The 15,465-nt window shown below is 44.2% G+C and carries 16 protein-coding genes; 7 read left to right on the top strand and 9 right to left on the bottom strand.

The features are described 5' to 3' along the window. Nucleotides 1–126 precede the first annotated feature (126 nt). Entirely contained in the window at nt 127–1,506 is a 1,380-nt protein-coding gene (dbpA, locus tag AB4133_RS14305; protein ID WP_017064348.1) for an ATP-dependent RNA helicase DbpA, read from the top strand. Nucleotides 1,507–1,646: 140 nt separating this feature from the next. On the opposite strand, the gene AB4133_RS14300 is transcribed toward dbpA, so the two are convergent. Continuing rightward, the gene (locus tag AB4133_RS14300; protein WP_017064349.1) at nt 1,647–1,820 is read right to left on the bottom strand and encodes a hypothetical protein; all 174 of its coding nucleotides are present in this window, start codon (nt 1,818–1,820) and stop codon (nt 1,647–1,649) included. Nucleotides 1,821–2,123: 303 nt separating this feature from the next. Here AB4133_RS14300 and AB4133_RS14295 point away from each other — a divergent pair, with 303 nt between their 5' ends. Beyond that, nucleotides 2,124–2,960, top strand: a complete 837-nt coding sequence (locus tag AB4133_RS14295; protein WP_017059479.1) for a DUF6279 family lipoprotein — start codon at nt 2,124–2,126, stop codon at nt 2,958–2,960. Between the two features lie 72 nt (nt 2,961–3,032). Here AB4133_RS14295 and AB4133_RS14290 read toward each other — a convergent pair whose 3' ends face one another. From AB4133_RS14290 to AB4133_RS14275, 4 genes are all read right to left on the bottom strand, one after another. Next, on the bottom strand, nt 3,033–3,656 hold the full coding sequence (locus AB4133_RS14290) for a PolC-type DNA polymerase III (RefSeq protein ID WP_372224836.1): 624 nt from the start codon (nt 3,654–3,656) through the stop codon (nt 3,033–3,035). A 70-nt stretch (nt 3,657–3,726) separates the two neighbouring features. Next, complete coding sequence (locus tag AB4133_RS14285; RefSeq protein WP_017059481.1) at nt 3,727–4,128, bottom strand: PPC domain-containing DNA-binding protein; 402 nt, start codon at nt 4,126–4,128, stop codon at nt 3,727–3,729. A gap of 133 nt (nt 4,129–4,261) precedes the next feature. Continuing rightward, nucleotides 4,262–5,458, bottom strand: coding sequence for a DEAD/DEAH box helicase (locus AB4133_RS14280; RefSeq protein WP_017064352.1), 1,197 nt, complete (start codon nt 5,456–5,458; stop codon nt 4,262–4,264). A gap of 196 nt (nt 5,459–5,654) precedes the next feature. After that, a complete protein-coding gene (locus tag AB4133_RS14275; protein ID WP_017059483.1) occupies nt 5,655–7,286 on the bottom strand; it encodes an NAD(P)/FAD-dependent oxidoreductase in 1,632 nt (543 codons plus the stop codon). Between the two features lie 253 nt (nt 7,287–7,539). Here AB4133_RS14275 and fdxA point away from each other — a divergent pair, with 253 nt between their 5' ends. After that, nucleotides 7,540–7,863, top strand: a complete 324-nt coding sequence (fdxA, locus tag AB4133_RS14270) for a ferredoxin FdxA (RefSeq protein ID WP_004737806.1) — start codon at nt 7,540–7,542, stop codon at nt 7,861–7,863. Nucleotides 7,864–7,959: 96 nt separating this feature from the next. Here the strand turns inward: fdxA and AB4133_RS14265 are convergent, their stop codons facing one another. From AB4133_RS14265 to AB4133_RS14255, 3 genes are all read right to left on the bottom strand, one after another. After that, nucleotides 7,960–8,694 carry an RNA methyltransferase gene (locus AB4133_RS14265; protein WP_065584752.1) on the bottom strand — a complete coding sequence of 245 codons (735 nt, stop codon included), beginning with the start codon at nt 8,692–8,694 and terminating at the stop codon, nt 7,960–7,962. A gap of 175 nt (nt 8,695–8,869) precedes the next feature. Beyond that, entirely contained in the window at nt 8,870–9,922 is a 1,053-nt protein-coding gene (locus AB4133_RS14260; RefSeq protein WP_032545660.1) for an aldo/keto reductase, read from the bottom strand. A 372-nt stretch (nt 9,923–10,294) separates the two neighbouring features. Next, nucleotides 10,295–10,441, bottom strand: coding sequence for a hypothetical protein (locus tag AB4133_RS14255; protein WP_017059486.1), 147 nt, complete (start codon nt 10,439–10,441; stop codon nt 10,295–10,297). A 348-nt stretch (nt 10,442–10,789) separates the two neighbouring features. Between AB4133_RS14255 and pepT the strand changes: the two genes are divergently transcribed. The 3 genes from pepT (at nt 10,790) to AB4133_RS14240 (ending at nt 13,529) form a co-directional block, all read left to right on the top strand. Next, nucleotides 10,790–12,022, top strand: a complete 1,233-nt coding sequence (gene pepT / locus AB4133_RS14250) for a peptidase T (protein WP_017059487.1) — start codon at nt 10,790–10,792, stop codon at nt 12,020–12,022. Nucleotides 12,023–12,098: 76 nt separating this feature from the next. Next, the gene (locus tag AB4133_RS14245) at nt 12,099–12,566 is read left to right on the top strand and encodes a DM13 domain-containing protein (protein ID WP_017064357.1); all 468 of its coding nucleotides are present in this window, start codon (nt 12,099–12,101) and stop codon (nt 12,564–12,566) included. A gap of 120 nt (nt 12,567–12,686) precedes the next feature. Further along, nucleotides 12,687–13,529 (top strand): mechanosensitive ion channel family protein, encoded by an 843-nt coding sequence (locus tag AB4133_RS14240; protein WP_372133027.1) that lies wholly within the window; start codon nt 12,687–12,689, stop codon nt 13,527–13,529. 86 nt (nt 13,530–13,615) lie between these two features. On the opposite strand, the gene AB4133_RS14235 is transcribed toward AB4133_RS14240, so the two are convergent. Next, the gene (locus tag AB4133_RS14235) at nt 13,616–14,059 is read right to left on the bottom strand and encodes a dCMP deaminase family protein (RefSeq protein WP_017059490.1); all 444 of its coding nucleotides are present in this window, start codon (nt 14,057–14,059) and stop codon (nt 13,616–13,618) included. 259 nt (nt 14,060–14,318) lie between these two features. On the opposite strand from AB4133_RS14235, the gene AB4133_RS14230 reads away from it, so the two are divergent. Next, nucleotides 14,319–15,455 (top strand): efflux RND transporter periplasmic adaptor subunit, encoded by a 1,137-nt coding sequence (locus AB4133_RS14230; protein WP_017059491.1) that lies wholly within the window; start codon nt 14,319–14,321, stop codon nt 15,453–15,455. Nucleotides 15,456–15,465 lie beyond the last annotated feature (10 nt).

Genomic DNA, 15,465 nt, shown 5'->3' with positions numbered 1-15,465 from the left:
AAGCCAGCTAACAAAGCTGGCTTTTTTATGTTCGCCTAACATGTTTCTCCAAAACTGTGATTAAGGTGGAATAATTTTCAAAAACACTCATAATGCACTCTGTTTTTCACCAGTTGGATATTTCCATTGAGCACTTCAAAATTCTCTTCAATCGCCCTTAAACCAGAGCTTCTAAACACGTTAGATTCTCTTGGTTATACTGAAATGACGCCTATCCAAGCGTTAAGTCTTCCTACTATCCTAAATGGCAAGGACGTTATCGGTCAGGGTAAAACGGGTTCAGGTAAAACAGCTGCTTTCGGTTTAGGCGTGCTGCAGAACCTACGCGTTAAGCGTTTCCGTGTTCAGTCTTTAGTGTTATGTCCGACTCGTGAGCTTGCAGACCAAGTAGCAAAAGAGATTCGTACTCTTGCTCGTGGTATTCACAACATTAAAGTGCTGACACTATGTGGCGGTATGCCAATGGGCCCACAGATTGGTTCACTAGAGCATGGCGCACACATTCTTGTGGGCACACCTGGTCGTATTCTTGATCACCTAGAGAAAGGCCGCATTGACCTGTCTGAGCTGAACACACTTGTGTTAGATGAAGCGGATCGCATGCTAGAGATGGGTTTCCAAGACGCTTTGGATGCTGTGATTGAAGCGGCGCCAAAAGAACGCCAAACTCTGCTATTCAGTGCGACTTTCCCTAAACAGATCAAATCTGTTGCAGACCGCATTATGCGCAATCCAGAAATGGTGAAGGTTGAATCAACACACGATCACTCAAGCATCCAACAACACTTCTACAAGTTAGAAGGTTCTGAAGCTCGTGATGACGCTCTAGAGTTGCTGTTACTTCATCACCAACCGGAGTCTGCGGTTGTGTTCTGTAACACTAAGAAAGAAGTGCAGAACGTAAACGATGAGCTAAGCCACCGCGGTTTCAGTGTTATCGAACTTCATGGTGACATGGAACAGCGTGAACGTGACCAAGCTTTGGTTCAGTTCTCAAACAAAACCATCTCGATTCTAGTGGCGACAGACGTTGCGGCTCGCGGTCTTGATGTTGATAACCTAGATGCTGTGTTCAACTTTGAATTGTCTCGCGACCCTGAAGTTCACGTACACCGTATTGGTCGTACTGGCCGTGCAGGAAGCAAAGGCGTAGCGATCAGCTTTTTTAGTGAAAAAGAGATGTACCGTGTTGCTCAAATTGATGAGTACATGGACATGCCAATCGAGCCATCTGAACTGCCAGCAAAACCAATTGCTAAGCCGTACTACTCAAACATGGTTACCATCCAAATTGATGGCGGTAAGAAAGCTAAGCTTCGTGCTGGTGATATTCTTGGCGCACTGACGGGCCAAGGCGGCATTGATGGTAAATCAGTAGGTAAGATCAATCTGTTTGCAATGCGTGCTTACGTAGCGGTAGAAAGATCTGTGGCTAAAAAAGCACTGAACAAAATCGAATCAGGTAAAATGAAGGGTCGTCAATTCCGCGCCCGAATCCTGAAGTAATTCGAGACTGAATCCCTTTGCTGCGATATGTCTAATTAACGACATTGCTAATTAATGGCATTGCAGTAAAGGGTGTTCCACAAAATGCCACTTAAGTTTCTTATCTTAGGTTTATCGACCTAGTCCTCTATACCAAAGCATTATTCATCGGGTCTTATCGAATAAAGATCGTTGATATGTTTTCCTTCGCTAAGATACCAAGTCATCGCTTCCTGTCGATTGTGAACCAATATCGTGATTGTGGTTATTGAACCATCATCAAAATAACAAAGCTCATATTCTAAATCGCTTGGATGATCAGGAATAGCGGCCATAGCTTCCCTCCCAAATATCAATCATTTTAAATACGTCAACCCAACTCATTTATAGGGTTCGTATCACGTCAAATGAGTAATAAAATCAAGTCACATCACTGCCATTAATTATTTTTAGTTTAATCATTTGCCTAAATAGCTAGATTAGCAAGTTTGGGTCTCAATTTATCTCAAAGTTTTTACGACCACTGTTTATTAAGACTACTTTTATAAGAGCTAGAATTAGCGTTATAAAAACTGGGCTAACCTTAAAGGGATGAGTTAATCGGTTTGTGGCTTTGTTGAATGTCGTGAGAGGGTAGAATGAGAAAGTGCCGGTGGTTAGTTTTAGTGATCTGTTTTCTATTTACTGGGTGCGGGACCAAGTTCGCCTATAACAATATAGGTTGGTTTGTCGTTAGCTATATAGAAGATTTTGTTTCCCTCTCAAATAGCCAAGAATCAGAGCTTGAAGAGCGATTAGATATATTACAAAAATGGCATAAAGAAACTCAGCTACCTCTGTACATCTCGCAATTAGAAGCGATTCAAAACGTAGATCGGTCGGATATGAATCCCGCTTTTATTGTGGGCCAAAGTGAACAAACGAAAGAGCATATTCGCACAATCGTCAATAAGTTCGCTCCAGATATTTACGCCTTGAGTATGCAGCTTAGCCCTAAGCAAGACAGGGAGTTTTTAAAGAACTTTCGTGAAAAGCAGCAAGACTATTATGAAGAAAGGTTGTCGTTGAACGATGCCGATTCGAGAGAGCGATACCGAAGCAGAATAGAAGAGCGCGCAGAACGGTGGTTAGGTTCAGTATCGAAAGAACAAAAACAGATTATTTTGGCTTGGTCTAAAGAGTGGGTAAATACCAATAGCAGTTGGCGACAATATCAAAACAACACCTATCAAGAGCTAACGACGCTGATGGCAAAGAAGAGCGATCTGCATATTGCTCAGCCGATTATCATGAAGTTGCTTTTAAACAATGAAGCTTATTATCCTGATGAACTTGAGTCACAACTCAACCAAAATATGGAAACATCAGCCAAGTTTTTAGTAGATATCGCCGCGACCAGCAGTAACAAGCAGTGGGCGTATTTTATGAATGAATTAGAAAGCCTCAAAGGAACGTTGAAGTCATTGCAAGAGTAGAGCGTCCCTTTTAAAGGCTAGCGGTTATTGTCGAGCTAGCCTTTCATCCCACTTTAAGGTGAATTTCGGAACCTAACCCCTGTTGTTCATCAGTAGTTTTGGAATCGAACCTTTGGCTGTCTTCGATATTTTCTGCATCAATTGGAAGCTCGGCTGTTGAATACCGTGGTCACTCTGCAGCTCATCGATCATTAATAACCACAACCTTGCTGTCATTTCTGAATCGGCTAACGCTCTGTGGAAAGTACCGTCGTTGTCGATATTTTTGAAACGCACAAGGTCGCCTAGCTTATGAGTTGGTGCGTCTTGGATTAGACGACGAGCTATCAACATTGAGCAAGCGAACTGTCCATTGTAATCGCGACCAATATTATCTAATTCCGCATCAAGAAAGCGCTTATCAAATGAGGCATTGTGAGCGACAAGTTGGCTGTCTTGAATGAAGTCTGCAAACTCATCCATCACTTCACTACAACTGGCCGCTGTGCTTAACATACGGTTACTGATTCCGGTATAACCTTCAATGAATCCACTCACACGAAATCCCGGGTTCATGAGCTGCTGGAAGGTGTCGACGACTTCGCCGTTAACGAGTTTAACCGCACCGATCTCAATCGCTCGGTCGCCCATATTTGGTGATAAGCCTGTGGTCTCGAAATCGAGAACGATAACGGAATCTGCGGAGTTTGGAGCCATCGTGTTTCCTAATTGCTGTTTGGTAGTATCGCTTTGTATGGGGCGTTTGGTGTTGCTATGGGTAAATCAGTTATTTGCTATTGCTGATAGTAAGTTCAGTGTAACCCGTCGAATCGTCATGCTCTCTGTTGAAGGTCAAGGTATCGTAGCGGTGAACAATCAATTCAGCCGTGGTCGCGATAATCGTCCCTTCAAGCAAATGCCCACCAATTACATTGCCATTCTCATCAGCAACGGAGATATGAATATGCTGGTGGTTTGGGGTTAGCGTTGCCATCACCGAGACTATTTCGAACGGAGCTTGAACTAGCTTGGTGTTGTTGGCATTAGCTAAGCGAATATTGAGTTGAGAAACACATCCGACACAAGACGCAATAGAGCCCGCGGAGATATTGTGCGCTGTCACTAGCCTCTGGATCTCTAGCTTTAGGTCTTGGCCGCGGGTTAATCTCGTTGCGATAGGAGTGATCATCTTATTGCCTCAACGTTATATGTATTTCAAAGAACAAAACGAAGCCACATAGGGCTTCGTTTTATTTTCATTTTGGCTAACGCGACTTTTCTTTTGGTTAATGCAACTTTGCATTTTCTGTCGCTGAAATTACTTAGTCTTGTTGCTGTTCTCTTTTCTTCTTAGGAACGAAGTTCAATACTGAAATGGGTACTTCTTTGCGTGGTTCGAAACCTTCAACAACGCGACGTTCAATCAAGTGACCAAGACGCTTTTCAATAATGCACAGGTTTTTGAAGTTATCTTTTGATAGGAAAGAGATCGCTTCGCCAGATGCATCAGCACGGCCTGTACGACCAATACGGTGAACATAATCATCTGCTGGGAATGGCATGTCGTAGTTCACTACGCGGCTTAGGTTGTCGATATCGATACCACGAGCAGCAACACCCGTCGCGACTAAGTATTTTAGGCGACCTTTCTTAAAGTCAGCCAAGATTTTTTCACGAATCGCTTGGCTACGTCCACTGTGGAAAGCTTCCGCTTGAATACCACGTTTCTCAAGTTGAGCAACCAACTTAGCCGCGCCGTGCTTGGTTTCGATAAAGATAAGCGCTTGGTCCCAGTTACCTTCGGTAATCATGTGGCTCAATAGTGCTGACTTACGGTCTTTATCTACCGTTACCAACCATTGCTCAATGTTCGCTTTAGACGCATCAGTCTTGGCAATCGAAATCTCTTCCGCTTCACTGATTGCACTTTTCGCTAGTGCACGCACTGGCGTTGAAAGCGTTGCCGAGAACAGCAGGTTTTGGATGTCTTGTGGTAGACGCGCGATGATCTTGTTGATGTCTTCAATGAAACCCATGTCTAGCATGCGGTCAGCTTCATCTAGAACCAGTACTTCCACTTCATCAAAGTGAACGGCACGTTGTCCGTACATGTCGATCAAACGACCTGGTGTTGCCACAAGAATGTCGACACCTTCAATCAGGCGATCTTTCTGGTGTTGGTAAGATACGCCACCGTACATCGCTAATGATGTTAGGTTTAGGAACTTCGCGTACTTAGTAATGTTCTGTTCAACCTGAACTGCCAGCTCACGCGTTGGTGTCAGGATAACTGCGCGGATACGTTTTTTACGCTGCGTTTCACCTTTGCTTAGCATTTCTAAGATAGGGAGAACAAAGCTCGCAGTTTTACCTGTACCTGTTTGTGCTGCAGCAATAAGGTTCTTACCAGAAAGAACAATCGGAATTGCTTTTTCTTGAATAGAGGTTGGCTTTTCATAGCCTTGTTTTGCAACGGCTTTAACAATAGGTGAGCTTAATCCAAGCTTGGAAAATGGCATAAGTTTCTCGGTATGATTTGGCTAAATAGCGATGGAAAGGTTTAACAATCTTATACAAGGATAAGATTAATGGCGGCATTCTACCATGTTGCTTGCTCACCGCTAGTCACATGCACATAAAAAAATCCAGTGTCGACAAGACACTGGATTTTCAGTTTTGGGTGTTCGCTATTTAGCTTGGGTTTATCGAAAGCGTTTAAGCGATCTCAATCTTCTCGGCTTGGTTTTGCTCTGCCATTGATAGTGCTAGCGCTTCTGCAGCCTTAATACCATCAATACCAGCGGAAAGGATACCGCCTGCGTAGCCTGCACCTTCGCCAGCAGGGAAGAAGCCCTTAAGGTTGATGCTTTGGAAGTCTTTACCACGTTTGATGCATACAGGAGAAGACGTACGAGTCTCAACACCAGTTAGTAGGCCGTCTGGTGTAGAGAAACCTTTGATCTTCTTCTCGAACGCTGGGATTGCTTCACGAATCGCTTCGATAGCGAAATCAGGCAGTGCTTTTGAAATATCAGTCAGGTGGATACCCGGTGTGAACGACGGTTGTACTTCACCGATTGCACTTGGATCGCGACCTTTCAAGAAGTCACCGATTTTCTGAGCTGGTGCATCGTAGTTTTCACCACCAAGTACATAAGCGCCACTTTCTAGTTCACGTTGTAAACGGATACCAGCCAGTGCGTCACCTGGGTAATCACGCTCTGGGTCGATACCTACAACGATTGCACTGTTTGCGTTACGTTCTGCACGAGAGTATTGGCTCATGCCGTTCGTTACTACGCGGCCTTCTTCAGACGTTGCAGCAACCACAGTACCACCTGGGCACATACAGAAGCTGTATACAGTGCGGCCATTCTTACAGTGGTGAACGAGTTTGTAGTCCGCAGCACCTAGGATTGGGTTGCCTGCGTTCTTACCGAAACGAGCTTCATCGATCATCGATTGCTTGTGTTCGATACGGAAACCAACAGAGAAAGGCTTCGCTTCCATGTAAACGCCACGATCGTACAGCATTTCAAACGTGTCACGAGCACTGTGGCCAACAGCCAATACCACGTGACGAGATTTGATCTCTTCACCGTTAGAAAGCGTTAGGCCAGTGATTTGACCATCTTCCATATGAACGTCGTCAACACGAGTGCTGAAACGGATTTCGCCACCAAGTTCAATGATAGAAGCGCGCATCTTTTCGATCATGGTAACCAGTTTAAAGGTACCGATGTGCGGCTTACTTACGTATAGAATTTCTTCTGGTGCACCCGCAGCAACGAACTCTTCAATTACTTTACGGCCGTAGTGCTTTGGATCTTTAACTTGGCTGTACAGCTTACCGTCAGAGAAAGTACCTGCGCCGCCTTCACCAAACTGTACGTTTGATTCTGTGTTCAGCGTACGCTTACGCCAGAAACCAAAGGTATCTTTCGTACGCTCACGAACTTCTTTACCACGCTCAACGATGATTGGGTTGAAACCCATTTGAGCAAGCACTAGGCCAGCGAATAGACCACATGGGCCAAAACCGATAACCACAGGGCGCTCAGTTTGGTTCTCAACCGCTTTAGCAACAAACTTGTACTCCATATCAGGAGTCACTTTTACGTGCGGGTCGCTAATGAATTGTTCTAACAACTCAGCTTCGTTTTCAACGAGAACGTCAAGCGTGTAGATAAGTAAGATCTTTGATTTCTTACGAGCATCGTAGCCACGTTTAAAGATATTAAAAGAGAGTACCTGATCAGAGTTAATACCAAGTTTCGCTTCAATAGCGTCTTGAATAGCAGACTCTTCATGGTCTAGTGGGAGTTTAATTTCGGTTAAACGTATCATTTCGATGTCTCGTTTTTATAGGTGTCTTAGCTAGATCGTTTCTTAATACAGAGTTTGATGGAAACGCTGATGTTCAAAGAAGCGATAAGCTCACAATGGCGCGCATTTTACGAGAAATTGATTTATCTGTCATACTAATTTGGAAACATGGAGCAAATAGACACGATATTAGAGCCGTATGATGTTGAATTTTGCTTTGGGATGAGTATTATCCCCATTCTTCAATTTTGACTAACTTATAGAGCAGAGCATCATGGCATTTGTCGTAGGCGATAATTGTATTCAATGTAAATACACAGACTGTGTGGCAGTGTGTCCCGCAGATGCGTTCCATGAAGGCCCAAACTTCATGGTAATTAACCCGATCGAATGTATCGATTGTGGTTTATGTGTACCTGAATGTGATGCTCAAGCGATCTTCCAAGAAGATGAACTGCCTGAAGATCAAAAGATTTTCATTGAAGTGAACGCAGAACTTGCTGAGATTTGGCCTGTGCAAACAGAAGTAAAACCAGCGATGGATGATGCGGAAAAGTGGAATGGTGTGCCTGATAAGTTGGCAATGCTAGAAAAGTAATTGTTGAAAAGAACTCAAATAAAAAGGCGTACTGATTTAATCAATACGCCTTTTTTAATATCTGAACACTGTCGATTGGCTAGTTAGCTTAGAGGTCTAGCTATGCTGACGACGCATGTTGTCGAGAATGATGCCAGTCGCCATTGCAACGTTCAAAGACTCTGCGCCACCGAATGCTGGAATCGTAATCTTATCTGTCACGTATTTAGCGGCGTGTTCACGAATACCGTGAGACTCGCTGCCCATCAGCAAAATGCCATTTGCAGTGAAGTCAGTCTTATGAACACTTTCGCCTTCCAAAAATGCACCGTAAACCGGTAGATTCGCTTGCTCTAAGTAAGCTGGTAAGTCAGTTTGACTTACGTGTACTCGGCCAAAGCTGCCCATAGTCGCGCTGATAGTTTTAGGGTTGTATGGGTCTGCGCAATCACTGCTCGCAACGATATGCTTGATGCCATACCAGTCTGCTACGCGAATAATCGTACCTAGGTTGCCAGGGTCTGAAACGCCATCAAGTGCAATCATCAGTCCTGTCGCTTCTGGTAGTTCAAACGTTGGGATCTCAACAACCGCAATCGCTGCGTTGTTACTGACCAAAGTGCTCGCTTTGGTTAGATCATCCAGCGAGGCTTCAACACAATCAAACTCAATCAGTGAAGCATGATTTTCAGATAAGAAATCAGCGGTAGCAAAGACATTCTTCACCACTAAGTCACTATTGAACAGCTCAAGAACGTTCTTTTCACCTTGAACTAGAAACAGGCCGTGGGCTTTACGTTGTTTCTTTTGCCCCAAAGCACGAAGGAGTTTTAATTGGTTTTTTGAAATCATGTTTTTATCCTAGATATAAGCCCGCGCATTATAGAGCAAAGGTTAGCGAACCAAAAGCGTGATAGCTCAATGCGATCCATATAAAAAGCAAAAGCGATCCACTTAAAAAAGAAAAGCGCACTAAATAGCGCGCTCTTATGGGATTTACTTACTTAAGTTAAGCTGAACTGACAGCCTAATACGGAGCAGGGTAGCGCTTAAACACTGTGTTGATATCAGTCAGGATCTCTTCTGATAACGGTTTACTGAAAGCGGCTACGTTCTCTTTTAGCTGCTCCATGGTCGTTGCACCAATGATAGTGGACGTCACCCCATCAACTTGATTACACCATGCCAATGCCAGTTGGCTCGGAGTAAATCCATGAGCGTTTGCTACTTCAACATAGCCTTTAACCGCTTCGTTGGCAGATTCAGTGTCACGGAAAATGCCTTTACGTTGCATGTAAGTCCAACGGCTGCCTTCCGGTCTTGCGCCATCAATGTACTTTCCACTCAACATGCCTGCAGCTAAAGGTGACCATGGCAGGTAAGCTACATCTTCATGCACACAGTTCTCAATCAGATATGGCCAGTCTTTTGCGTGCAGTAGGCTAAATTCATTCTGAATCGAAACCATACGTGGCAAATCGTGTTTTTCACTCAGCTTGAGGTAAGTGTTAATGCCCCAAGTAGAATCATCTGAAAGCCCGACATGGCGAATTTTCCCCGCCTTAATGCAGCTTGCCAGTGCTTGTAGGATTTCCAACATCTCAGCTTCATGCTGCTTTCGGTCAATATCACTGAATCGAATGTGATTCGGGAAATGCTTACCAAAGTGAGGCGTTGTACGATTTGGCCAATGAAGTTGGTAAAGGTCGATATAGTCTGTTTGTAGGCGTTTTAATGATGCGTCAACGGCTGCGATCACCGCTTCACCCGTTATCGGGCCGCCATCTCGAACCCAAGGAAGCCCTGGCCCGGCAATTTTGCTCGCAATGATCAACTCTTGTCGACGCTGTGGGTTACGCGATAACCAGTTACCAATGATCGCTTCTGTTTTTCCGTAGGTATCTGGAGAAGGTGGAACCGCGTACATCTCTGCAGTATCGATAAAGTTAATACCTTGGCTTAATGCGTATTCGATCTGTTGGTCGGCTTGCTGCTGCGTATTTTGTAGCCCCCAAGTCATGCTGCCAAGACAGATACGGGAAACGGGAATTTGACTACTTCCTAGCTTTGAATATTCCATTGAATTCGGGGTTCCTGTGGTTAGGTTCTCTGGTACTCGCATTATAGTTTTGAAAAGAGGGCGAGTGAGGAATGAAAACGAATATGAATTATTAGCACAAAATGACACGACAAGGTATGGCATCGGGGAGTTTAGTGAGTCATTTCTCAGCGCTGCAAGCTAGTGTGTGCAATGCGTGAAAATACATTCGCGAGAAACTATGAGCCAATTGGTGATCGAGAAGTGAAGAACAACAAGCAATGAGCGAAGGTTTAATGTTCAGCTTGTTTGGGAGTGGGGGAGAGGAGAACAGATCAAAAATAAAAAAAGCTCTACCGGATAGAGCGTAGAGCTTTTTTATAGGGGTCTTAATAGTGCTAGGTATTCATTGAGTTACGAGGTCGCGTTTGTGTCTAATCCACCCTGGATCTGCGCCTGTCTTAGAGCTTCCTGCCTTTGAACTTCTTTCTCAGTTAATACTGGTCGAAGCGTTTCCTCAGAGGCTTGAGGAGAGAAAATGAAATATTTATTAATCGTCATAACTGTGTCTCCGTGTAACGTATGACAGATTCTGCATCAAGGATAAATTGTGATCATCATCCACTTTGTACTTTTGTTAGGCTGAGAGCGGAGGGCGTAGAATGCGTACAAAGCGATCTCTTATCATCCGTATGCAATGTTGAACTGACGAAACCCTCTGTTTTCAAGTATAGGAAGCGCATCTAATTTCGCACAATAATGATTTAGAGCAATTACATACATGGTCAGGGGCGTAAGATGAAAACCCTCGCTACTGACTCTGTGCTCGTATTTATTTAACGATGTATCACTTATCGACATAATAATTAAGTCAGTAAATCAATTACTTAATCCATGGTGAGATGAATTATGGAAAAGCTTGTAGAACGTTTTCTGAATTACGTTACTTTTGATACCAAATCCGATCCTTCTAATCAGCAATGCCCAAGTTCACCGGGTCAAATTACCTTTGCTGAAGCCTTAAAGTTAGAATTGGTGGCATTAGACTTAGTTGATGTGTCTTTAGATGACAATGGATACTTGATGGCGAAACTGCCGTCGAATGTCGATTACGATGTGCCTGCGATTGGCTTTGTGGCGCACATGGATACCGCTCCTGACGCATCAGGCGCCAACGTGAAACCACAAGTGATTAAAGATTACCGAGGTGGAACGATTGAATTAGGGGAAAGTGGCGAGAGTTTGAACCCAAGCCAGTATCCAGATCTTGATTCTTTACATGGTCACGACCTGATTACGACTGACGGCACAACTCTGCTTGGTGCCGACAACAAAGCGGGCATCGCTGAAATCATCAGTGCAATTGCTTACCTGAAAGCGAATCCAGACATCAAACACGGCGACATCTGCATTGGTTTCACGCCGGATGAAGAGATTGGTCGCGGTGCGAACCTGTTTGACGTTGAAAAATTTGGCGCCGAGTGGGCGTACACCATCGATGGTGGCCCAGTAGGGGAGTTGGAATTTGAGAACTTCAATGCCACGAGCGCCGATGTTATCTGTCATGGCGTGAACGTTCACCCGGGCACCGCAAAAGATAAAATGGTGAACTCGATGAACATTGCAGCGCAATTCCAATTGATGATGCCTGCGCAAGAAACACCAGAGTGCACAGAAGGTTATGAAGGCTTCTACCACCTGAAATCGGCGGAAATGGGTGTGGCTCGCTCTGAACTGGGATACATCATCCGTGATTTTGAACGTGAGGGTGTAGAAGCGCGTAAAGCATTCATGCAGCAGAAAGTCGATGAGCTGAATGAGCGCCTTGAGAAAGGCCGTGTTGAGCTGGTGCTAACCGATAGCTACTTCAACATGAAAGAGATGGTTGAACCGCATCAACATATTATTGAATTGGCCAAGCAGGCGATGATTGAGTGCAATGTCGAGCCAATGGTTAAACCAATCCGAGGTGGTACAGACGGTGCTCGCTTATCTTTCATGGGGCTACCATGTCCGAATATCTTTACTGGCGGTTACAACTTCCACGGTATTCATGAGTTCATTACCATTCAAGGCATGGAGCAAGCGGTAAAAGTGATTGTCGAATTGTCTCAACGTACAGCAACGCATTACCAAAAATAGAACATCAGAGCGTTATATCTCTTTGTATTTTTGAGAGTATTCAATAATACTCTCTTTAAGCATAAGGGAGTACGCGATGAAAAAGTTAGTTTTACTTTGCACCCACTTAGCCGTGGGTGCTGTTGGTTTTGGGCTAGGTGTTTACGCATTGCCTATCTTGATTGAGCCTGATTCTCCTTCCTCAAGTTCTGTTGAAGCGATCAGTGAGCAGGCTATCTACACGGGCGAGTTCACTAAAGATCGACAAGACAGTGACTTCTTGCACTGGGGAGAAGGCATCGTCTCAGTATCCGAAAGTGCGATCGCTTTTGAAGGTGAATTGGCGCCGGGACCTGATTACAAGGTTTATCTCTCGCCTAAGTTCATTGAAACCGAGCACGCTTTCAATGACAGCAAGAACGAGTTATTGAGAGTCGGAGATGTGAAAACATTCGACCGCTTTATGGTTGAGCTTCCCGAAGGTACTGATCTTAATCGATTTAATACGGTTGTGATTTGGTGTGAAACTTTTGGCCAATTTATTACTTCTGCCAAGATAAAATGATAGCCTTACCAATAGCTGATTTAGGCACGTAAAAAAGCGCTCTATTTTTGAGCGCTTTTTCATAGCGAAGTCTCCGCTAATCGTTGTAAAGCTCGTCGTTGTAATGCTAAGGAATAAGTAATGGAAAAAGTGTGGCAAGTAATTGATTTTCTACTCGCTCATAAGTTTATTTTTAGTGCGTTGATTATCACTATTATTTTAATCATTCGCCGAATCACCTTATCTCAAATAAGAGGTGATGTTGCTTTCCTTAGTGAAGACCAACGTAACTGGATGTCACGAACCAAAAACGGCACATTCGCGATTATTGTTGTGACGTTATTTGTGCTGTGGAAATCCGAAATCAGCGAGTTTGCGCTATCTGTCACGGCCATTGCTGTTGCGATAGTAGTGGCTTCAAAAGAGATCATTTTGTGTTTCACCGGTTCTATTCAGCGTGCGAGTTCTCGCTCATTTAGAATCGGCGACTGGATCGAAGTGGGTAAAATAAGCGGTGAGGTGATTGAGCACAATTTGATGGCGACTGTGATTCAAGAAATCGATTTGTATCATGGGCAATATCACTTCACTGGTAAGACAGCCACGCTGCCTAATAGTATGTTCTTCACCTATCCGGTAAAGAACCTCAACTTTATGAAGCGCTATGTTTATCATAACTTTTTTGTGACGGTGAAAGACTTTGTAAACCTATACCCTATGGTGCCGGGTCTTATTGTGAAAATTGAAGAGCATTGCGAAGAGTTTATCGATGTTGCTCGCCGTTACAACGGTGTGATCGAAAAGCACGCTGGTGTTGACCTTCCGGGTTCTGAGCCTCACATCCATATCACAAGCAGTTCGACAGGTGAGCAAGAAGTCCATTTTATGATTTTCTGTCCAACCGAGAAGGCGGTTCATCTAGAGCAAGAGATTCGTAAAGATTTCATGGAAGCATACGCTGAAGCATTTCCTGTCAGTGCTTAATCCTGCAGTCCGCTGAGCCCCAAACAAAAGAAAGCCGAGAGCGATAATATCGACTCTCGGCTTTTTTGTTCTAACTATCTGTTCGTTTAATCTAGGTCAGCCAGTGGCAACCAATCGACTTTTACGCCTGCTTGTTCAAACATATCTTGGCTCACTTTGATTTTGTCTCCCCAGCGAGAAAGAAAGTCTTCACTTTGCTCTGGGCAGTGAACCGCAGAAATACCGGTTTGGATGATTTTCGCTGCACAGTTCGGACAAGGGAAGTGGGTTACCCATATTTCACAACTGTCCAAATCACGCTTAGCGAATAGAATCGCATTTTCTTCAGCGTGAAGTGTCTTTAGGTACTTCATCTCTCTGTCATCAGTATCCGCACTATCAGACACGCCATGTGGGTAGCCATTAAAGCCAACGGAAACAATACGGTTGTGCTTAGTGATTACGGCGCCGACTTGAGTTGAAGGATCTTTACTCCAAGAACCGACCAATTCCGCCATTTGATAGAAACGTTTAGCCCATTTTGAAATCATGAGAATTCCTTAACAATTAAATGTGAATGCTTATCTGTCTGACAATACATTATGTTAGACAATATCCATAGAGAACAAAAGCTGAGAGGTTGATTTACTTAGGAATTGTAGCGTGTTTGTAATCACTTTATAAGCACTTGGTTTCAATTAACATATTGATACACTTTGACTAGTTATAATTGATATTCCTCGGACAATGGTAACGAGTGTGTTACGTAAATTTTATGCTGTTCAAATACTAATAAGTGACGGTATAACCATGCGTAAAAAGTTGATCCTTACGGCTCTTGCAAGCTCTCTTATTCTTGCTGGATGTGGGCAAGATGCTCAAAATGCTAAGCAAGCGCCTTTACCTCTCGTAGCTGTACAGGATGTTAGCGTTGTTTCTCACCAGCAAAGTAAGTCGTACATCGGTCGTATTGAAGCCGTTGAAGACACGGCTATCACAGCGCAAGTTTCTGGCTACCTACAAAGCCGTCATTTCAATGAAGGTCAAATGGTCGAAAAGGGCCAGCTGCTATATTCCATTGAGCCATCTTCGTTTGAAGCTGAAGTTGCAAGCGCAAAAGCGTCTGTTGCTCAAGCAAACGCGAACCTTAAGAAAGCCGAGCTTGATTTTAACCGTGGTAAAAACCTACTTCCGAAAGGCAGTATTTCTCAATCTGAATTCGATGCATTAACCGCAAACTTGTTAGGTTCTCAAGCACAGCTTGAAGCAAGCCAAGCACAGCTTAATGCTGCGAATGTTCAGCTTTCTCATACCAAAATCATCGCGCCTTTCTCTGGCCGTATTAGCGATACCAAAGTGAGCACGGGTGATCTGGTTTCGCCGTCTTCAGGTGTACTGACGACTTTGGTTAGCCTAGACCCAATCCACGCATCGTTCAGCATCAGTGAGCGAGAGCGTATTGAGCTGGGTATGGACCGCATCGAAGGCGATGGCAGCAGCGACTCTGCAGGTGTTGAAGTTCAGATCATGCTTGAGAACGGTGAAGCGTTCGAACATCTAGGTCAGCTTGACTTCTTGGGCAACCGTATCAACCTTAATACTGGTACGATCGCGATGCGTGCGATTGCTGATAACCCGAATCAGCAACTACTTCCAGGCCAACACGTTCGCGTTGATCTACGTGAAAAACAACCTATTGATGTTGTGACTATTCCTCGTCGTGCAGTGCAAACCGACCTCGAAGGCGACTTCGTGATGGTATTAGTTGAAGGAGAAGCCGAACCCGTTGCTGAGCGCAGAAACATCGAAATGGGTCGTCAGGTTGAAGGTGGTGTGATTGTTCATTCTGGATTAGAGAAAAACGACGCAGTCATCACTCAAGGCCTACAGCGTGTACGTAATGGTATGTCTGTTCGTATTCAAGCTTCTGCTGAACAAGCTGAGTAAGGGGACTATT

It is taken from the genome of Vibrio sp. 10N.286.52.F8, from assembly GCF_041468745.1.
GTDB lineage: Bacteria > Pseudomonadota > Gammaproteobacteria > Enterobacterales > Vibrionaceae > Vibrio > Vibrio crassostreae_C.
This window is presented reverse-complemented; position numbering and strand designations above follow the sequence as displayed.

What these genes read in the sequence shown, in the direction of transcription:
- AB4133_RS14300 (WP_017064349.1), bottom strand. Translation starts at nt 1,820, where the DNA reads ATGGCCGCTATTCCTGATCATCCAAGCGATTTAGAATATGAGCTTTGT.
- AB4133_RS14295 (WP_017059479.1), top strand. Translation starts at nt 2,124, where the DNA reads ATGAGAAAGTGCCGGTGGTTAGTTTTAGTGATCTGTTTTCTATTTACT.
- AB4133_RS14290 (WP_372224836.1), bottom strand. Translation starts at nt 3,656, where the DNA reads ATGGCTCCAAACTCCGCAGATTCCGTTATCGTTCTCGATTTCGAGACC.
- AB4133_RS14285 (WP_017059481.1), bottom strand. Translation starts at nt 4,128, where the DNA reads ATGATCACTCCTATCGCAACGAGATTAACCCGCGGCCAAGACCTAAAG.
- AB4133_RS14280 (WP_017064352.1), bottom strand. Translation starts at nt 5,458, where the DNA reads ATGCCATTTTCCAAGCTTGGATTAAGCTCACCTATTGTTAAAGCCGTT.
- AB4133_RS14275 (WP_017059483.1), bottom strand. Translation starts at nt 7,286, where the DNA reads ATGATACGTTTAACCGAAATTAAACTCCCACTAGACCATGAAGAGTCT.
- fdxA (WP_004737806.1), top strand. Translation starts at nt 7,540, where the DNA reads ATGGCATTTGTCGTAGGCGATAATTGTATTCAATGTAAATACACAGAC.
- AB4133_RS14265 (WP_065584752.1), bottom strand. Translation starts at nt 8,694, where the DNA reads ATGATTTCAAAAAACCAATTAAAACTCCTTCGTGCTTTGGGGCAAAAG.
- AB4133_RS14260 (WP_032545660.1), bottom strand. Translation starts at nt 9,922, where the DNA reads ATGGAATATTCAAAGCTAGGAAGTAGTCAAATTCCCGTTTCCCGTATC.
- AB4133_RS14255 (WP_017059486.1), bottom strand. Translation starts at nt 10,441, where the DNA reads ATGACGATTAATAAATATTTCATTTTCTCTCCTCAAGCCTCTGAGGAA.
- pepT (WP_017059487.1), top strand. Translation starts at nt 10,790, where the DNA reads ATGGAAAAGCTTGTAGAACGTTTTCTGAATTACGTTACTTTTGATACC.
- AB4133_RS14245 (WP_017064357.1), top strand. Translation starts at nt 12,099, where the DNA reads ATGAAAAAGTTAGTTTTACTTTGCACCCACTTAGCCGTGGGTGCTGTT.
- AB4133_RS14240 (WP_372133027.1), top strand. Translation starts at nt 12,687, where the DNA reads ATGGAAAAAGTGTGGCAAGTAATTGATTTTCTACTCGCTCATAAGTTT.
- AB4133_RS14235 (WP_017059490.1), bottom strand. Translation starts at nt 14,059, where the DNA reads ATGATTTCAAAATGGGCTAAACGTTTCTATCAAATGGCGGAATTGGTC.
- AB4133_RS14230 (WP_017059491.1), top strand. Translation starts at nt 14,319, where the DNA reads ATGCGTAAAAAGTTGATCCTTACGGCTCTTGCAAGCTCTCTTATTCTT.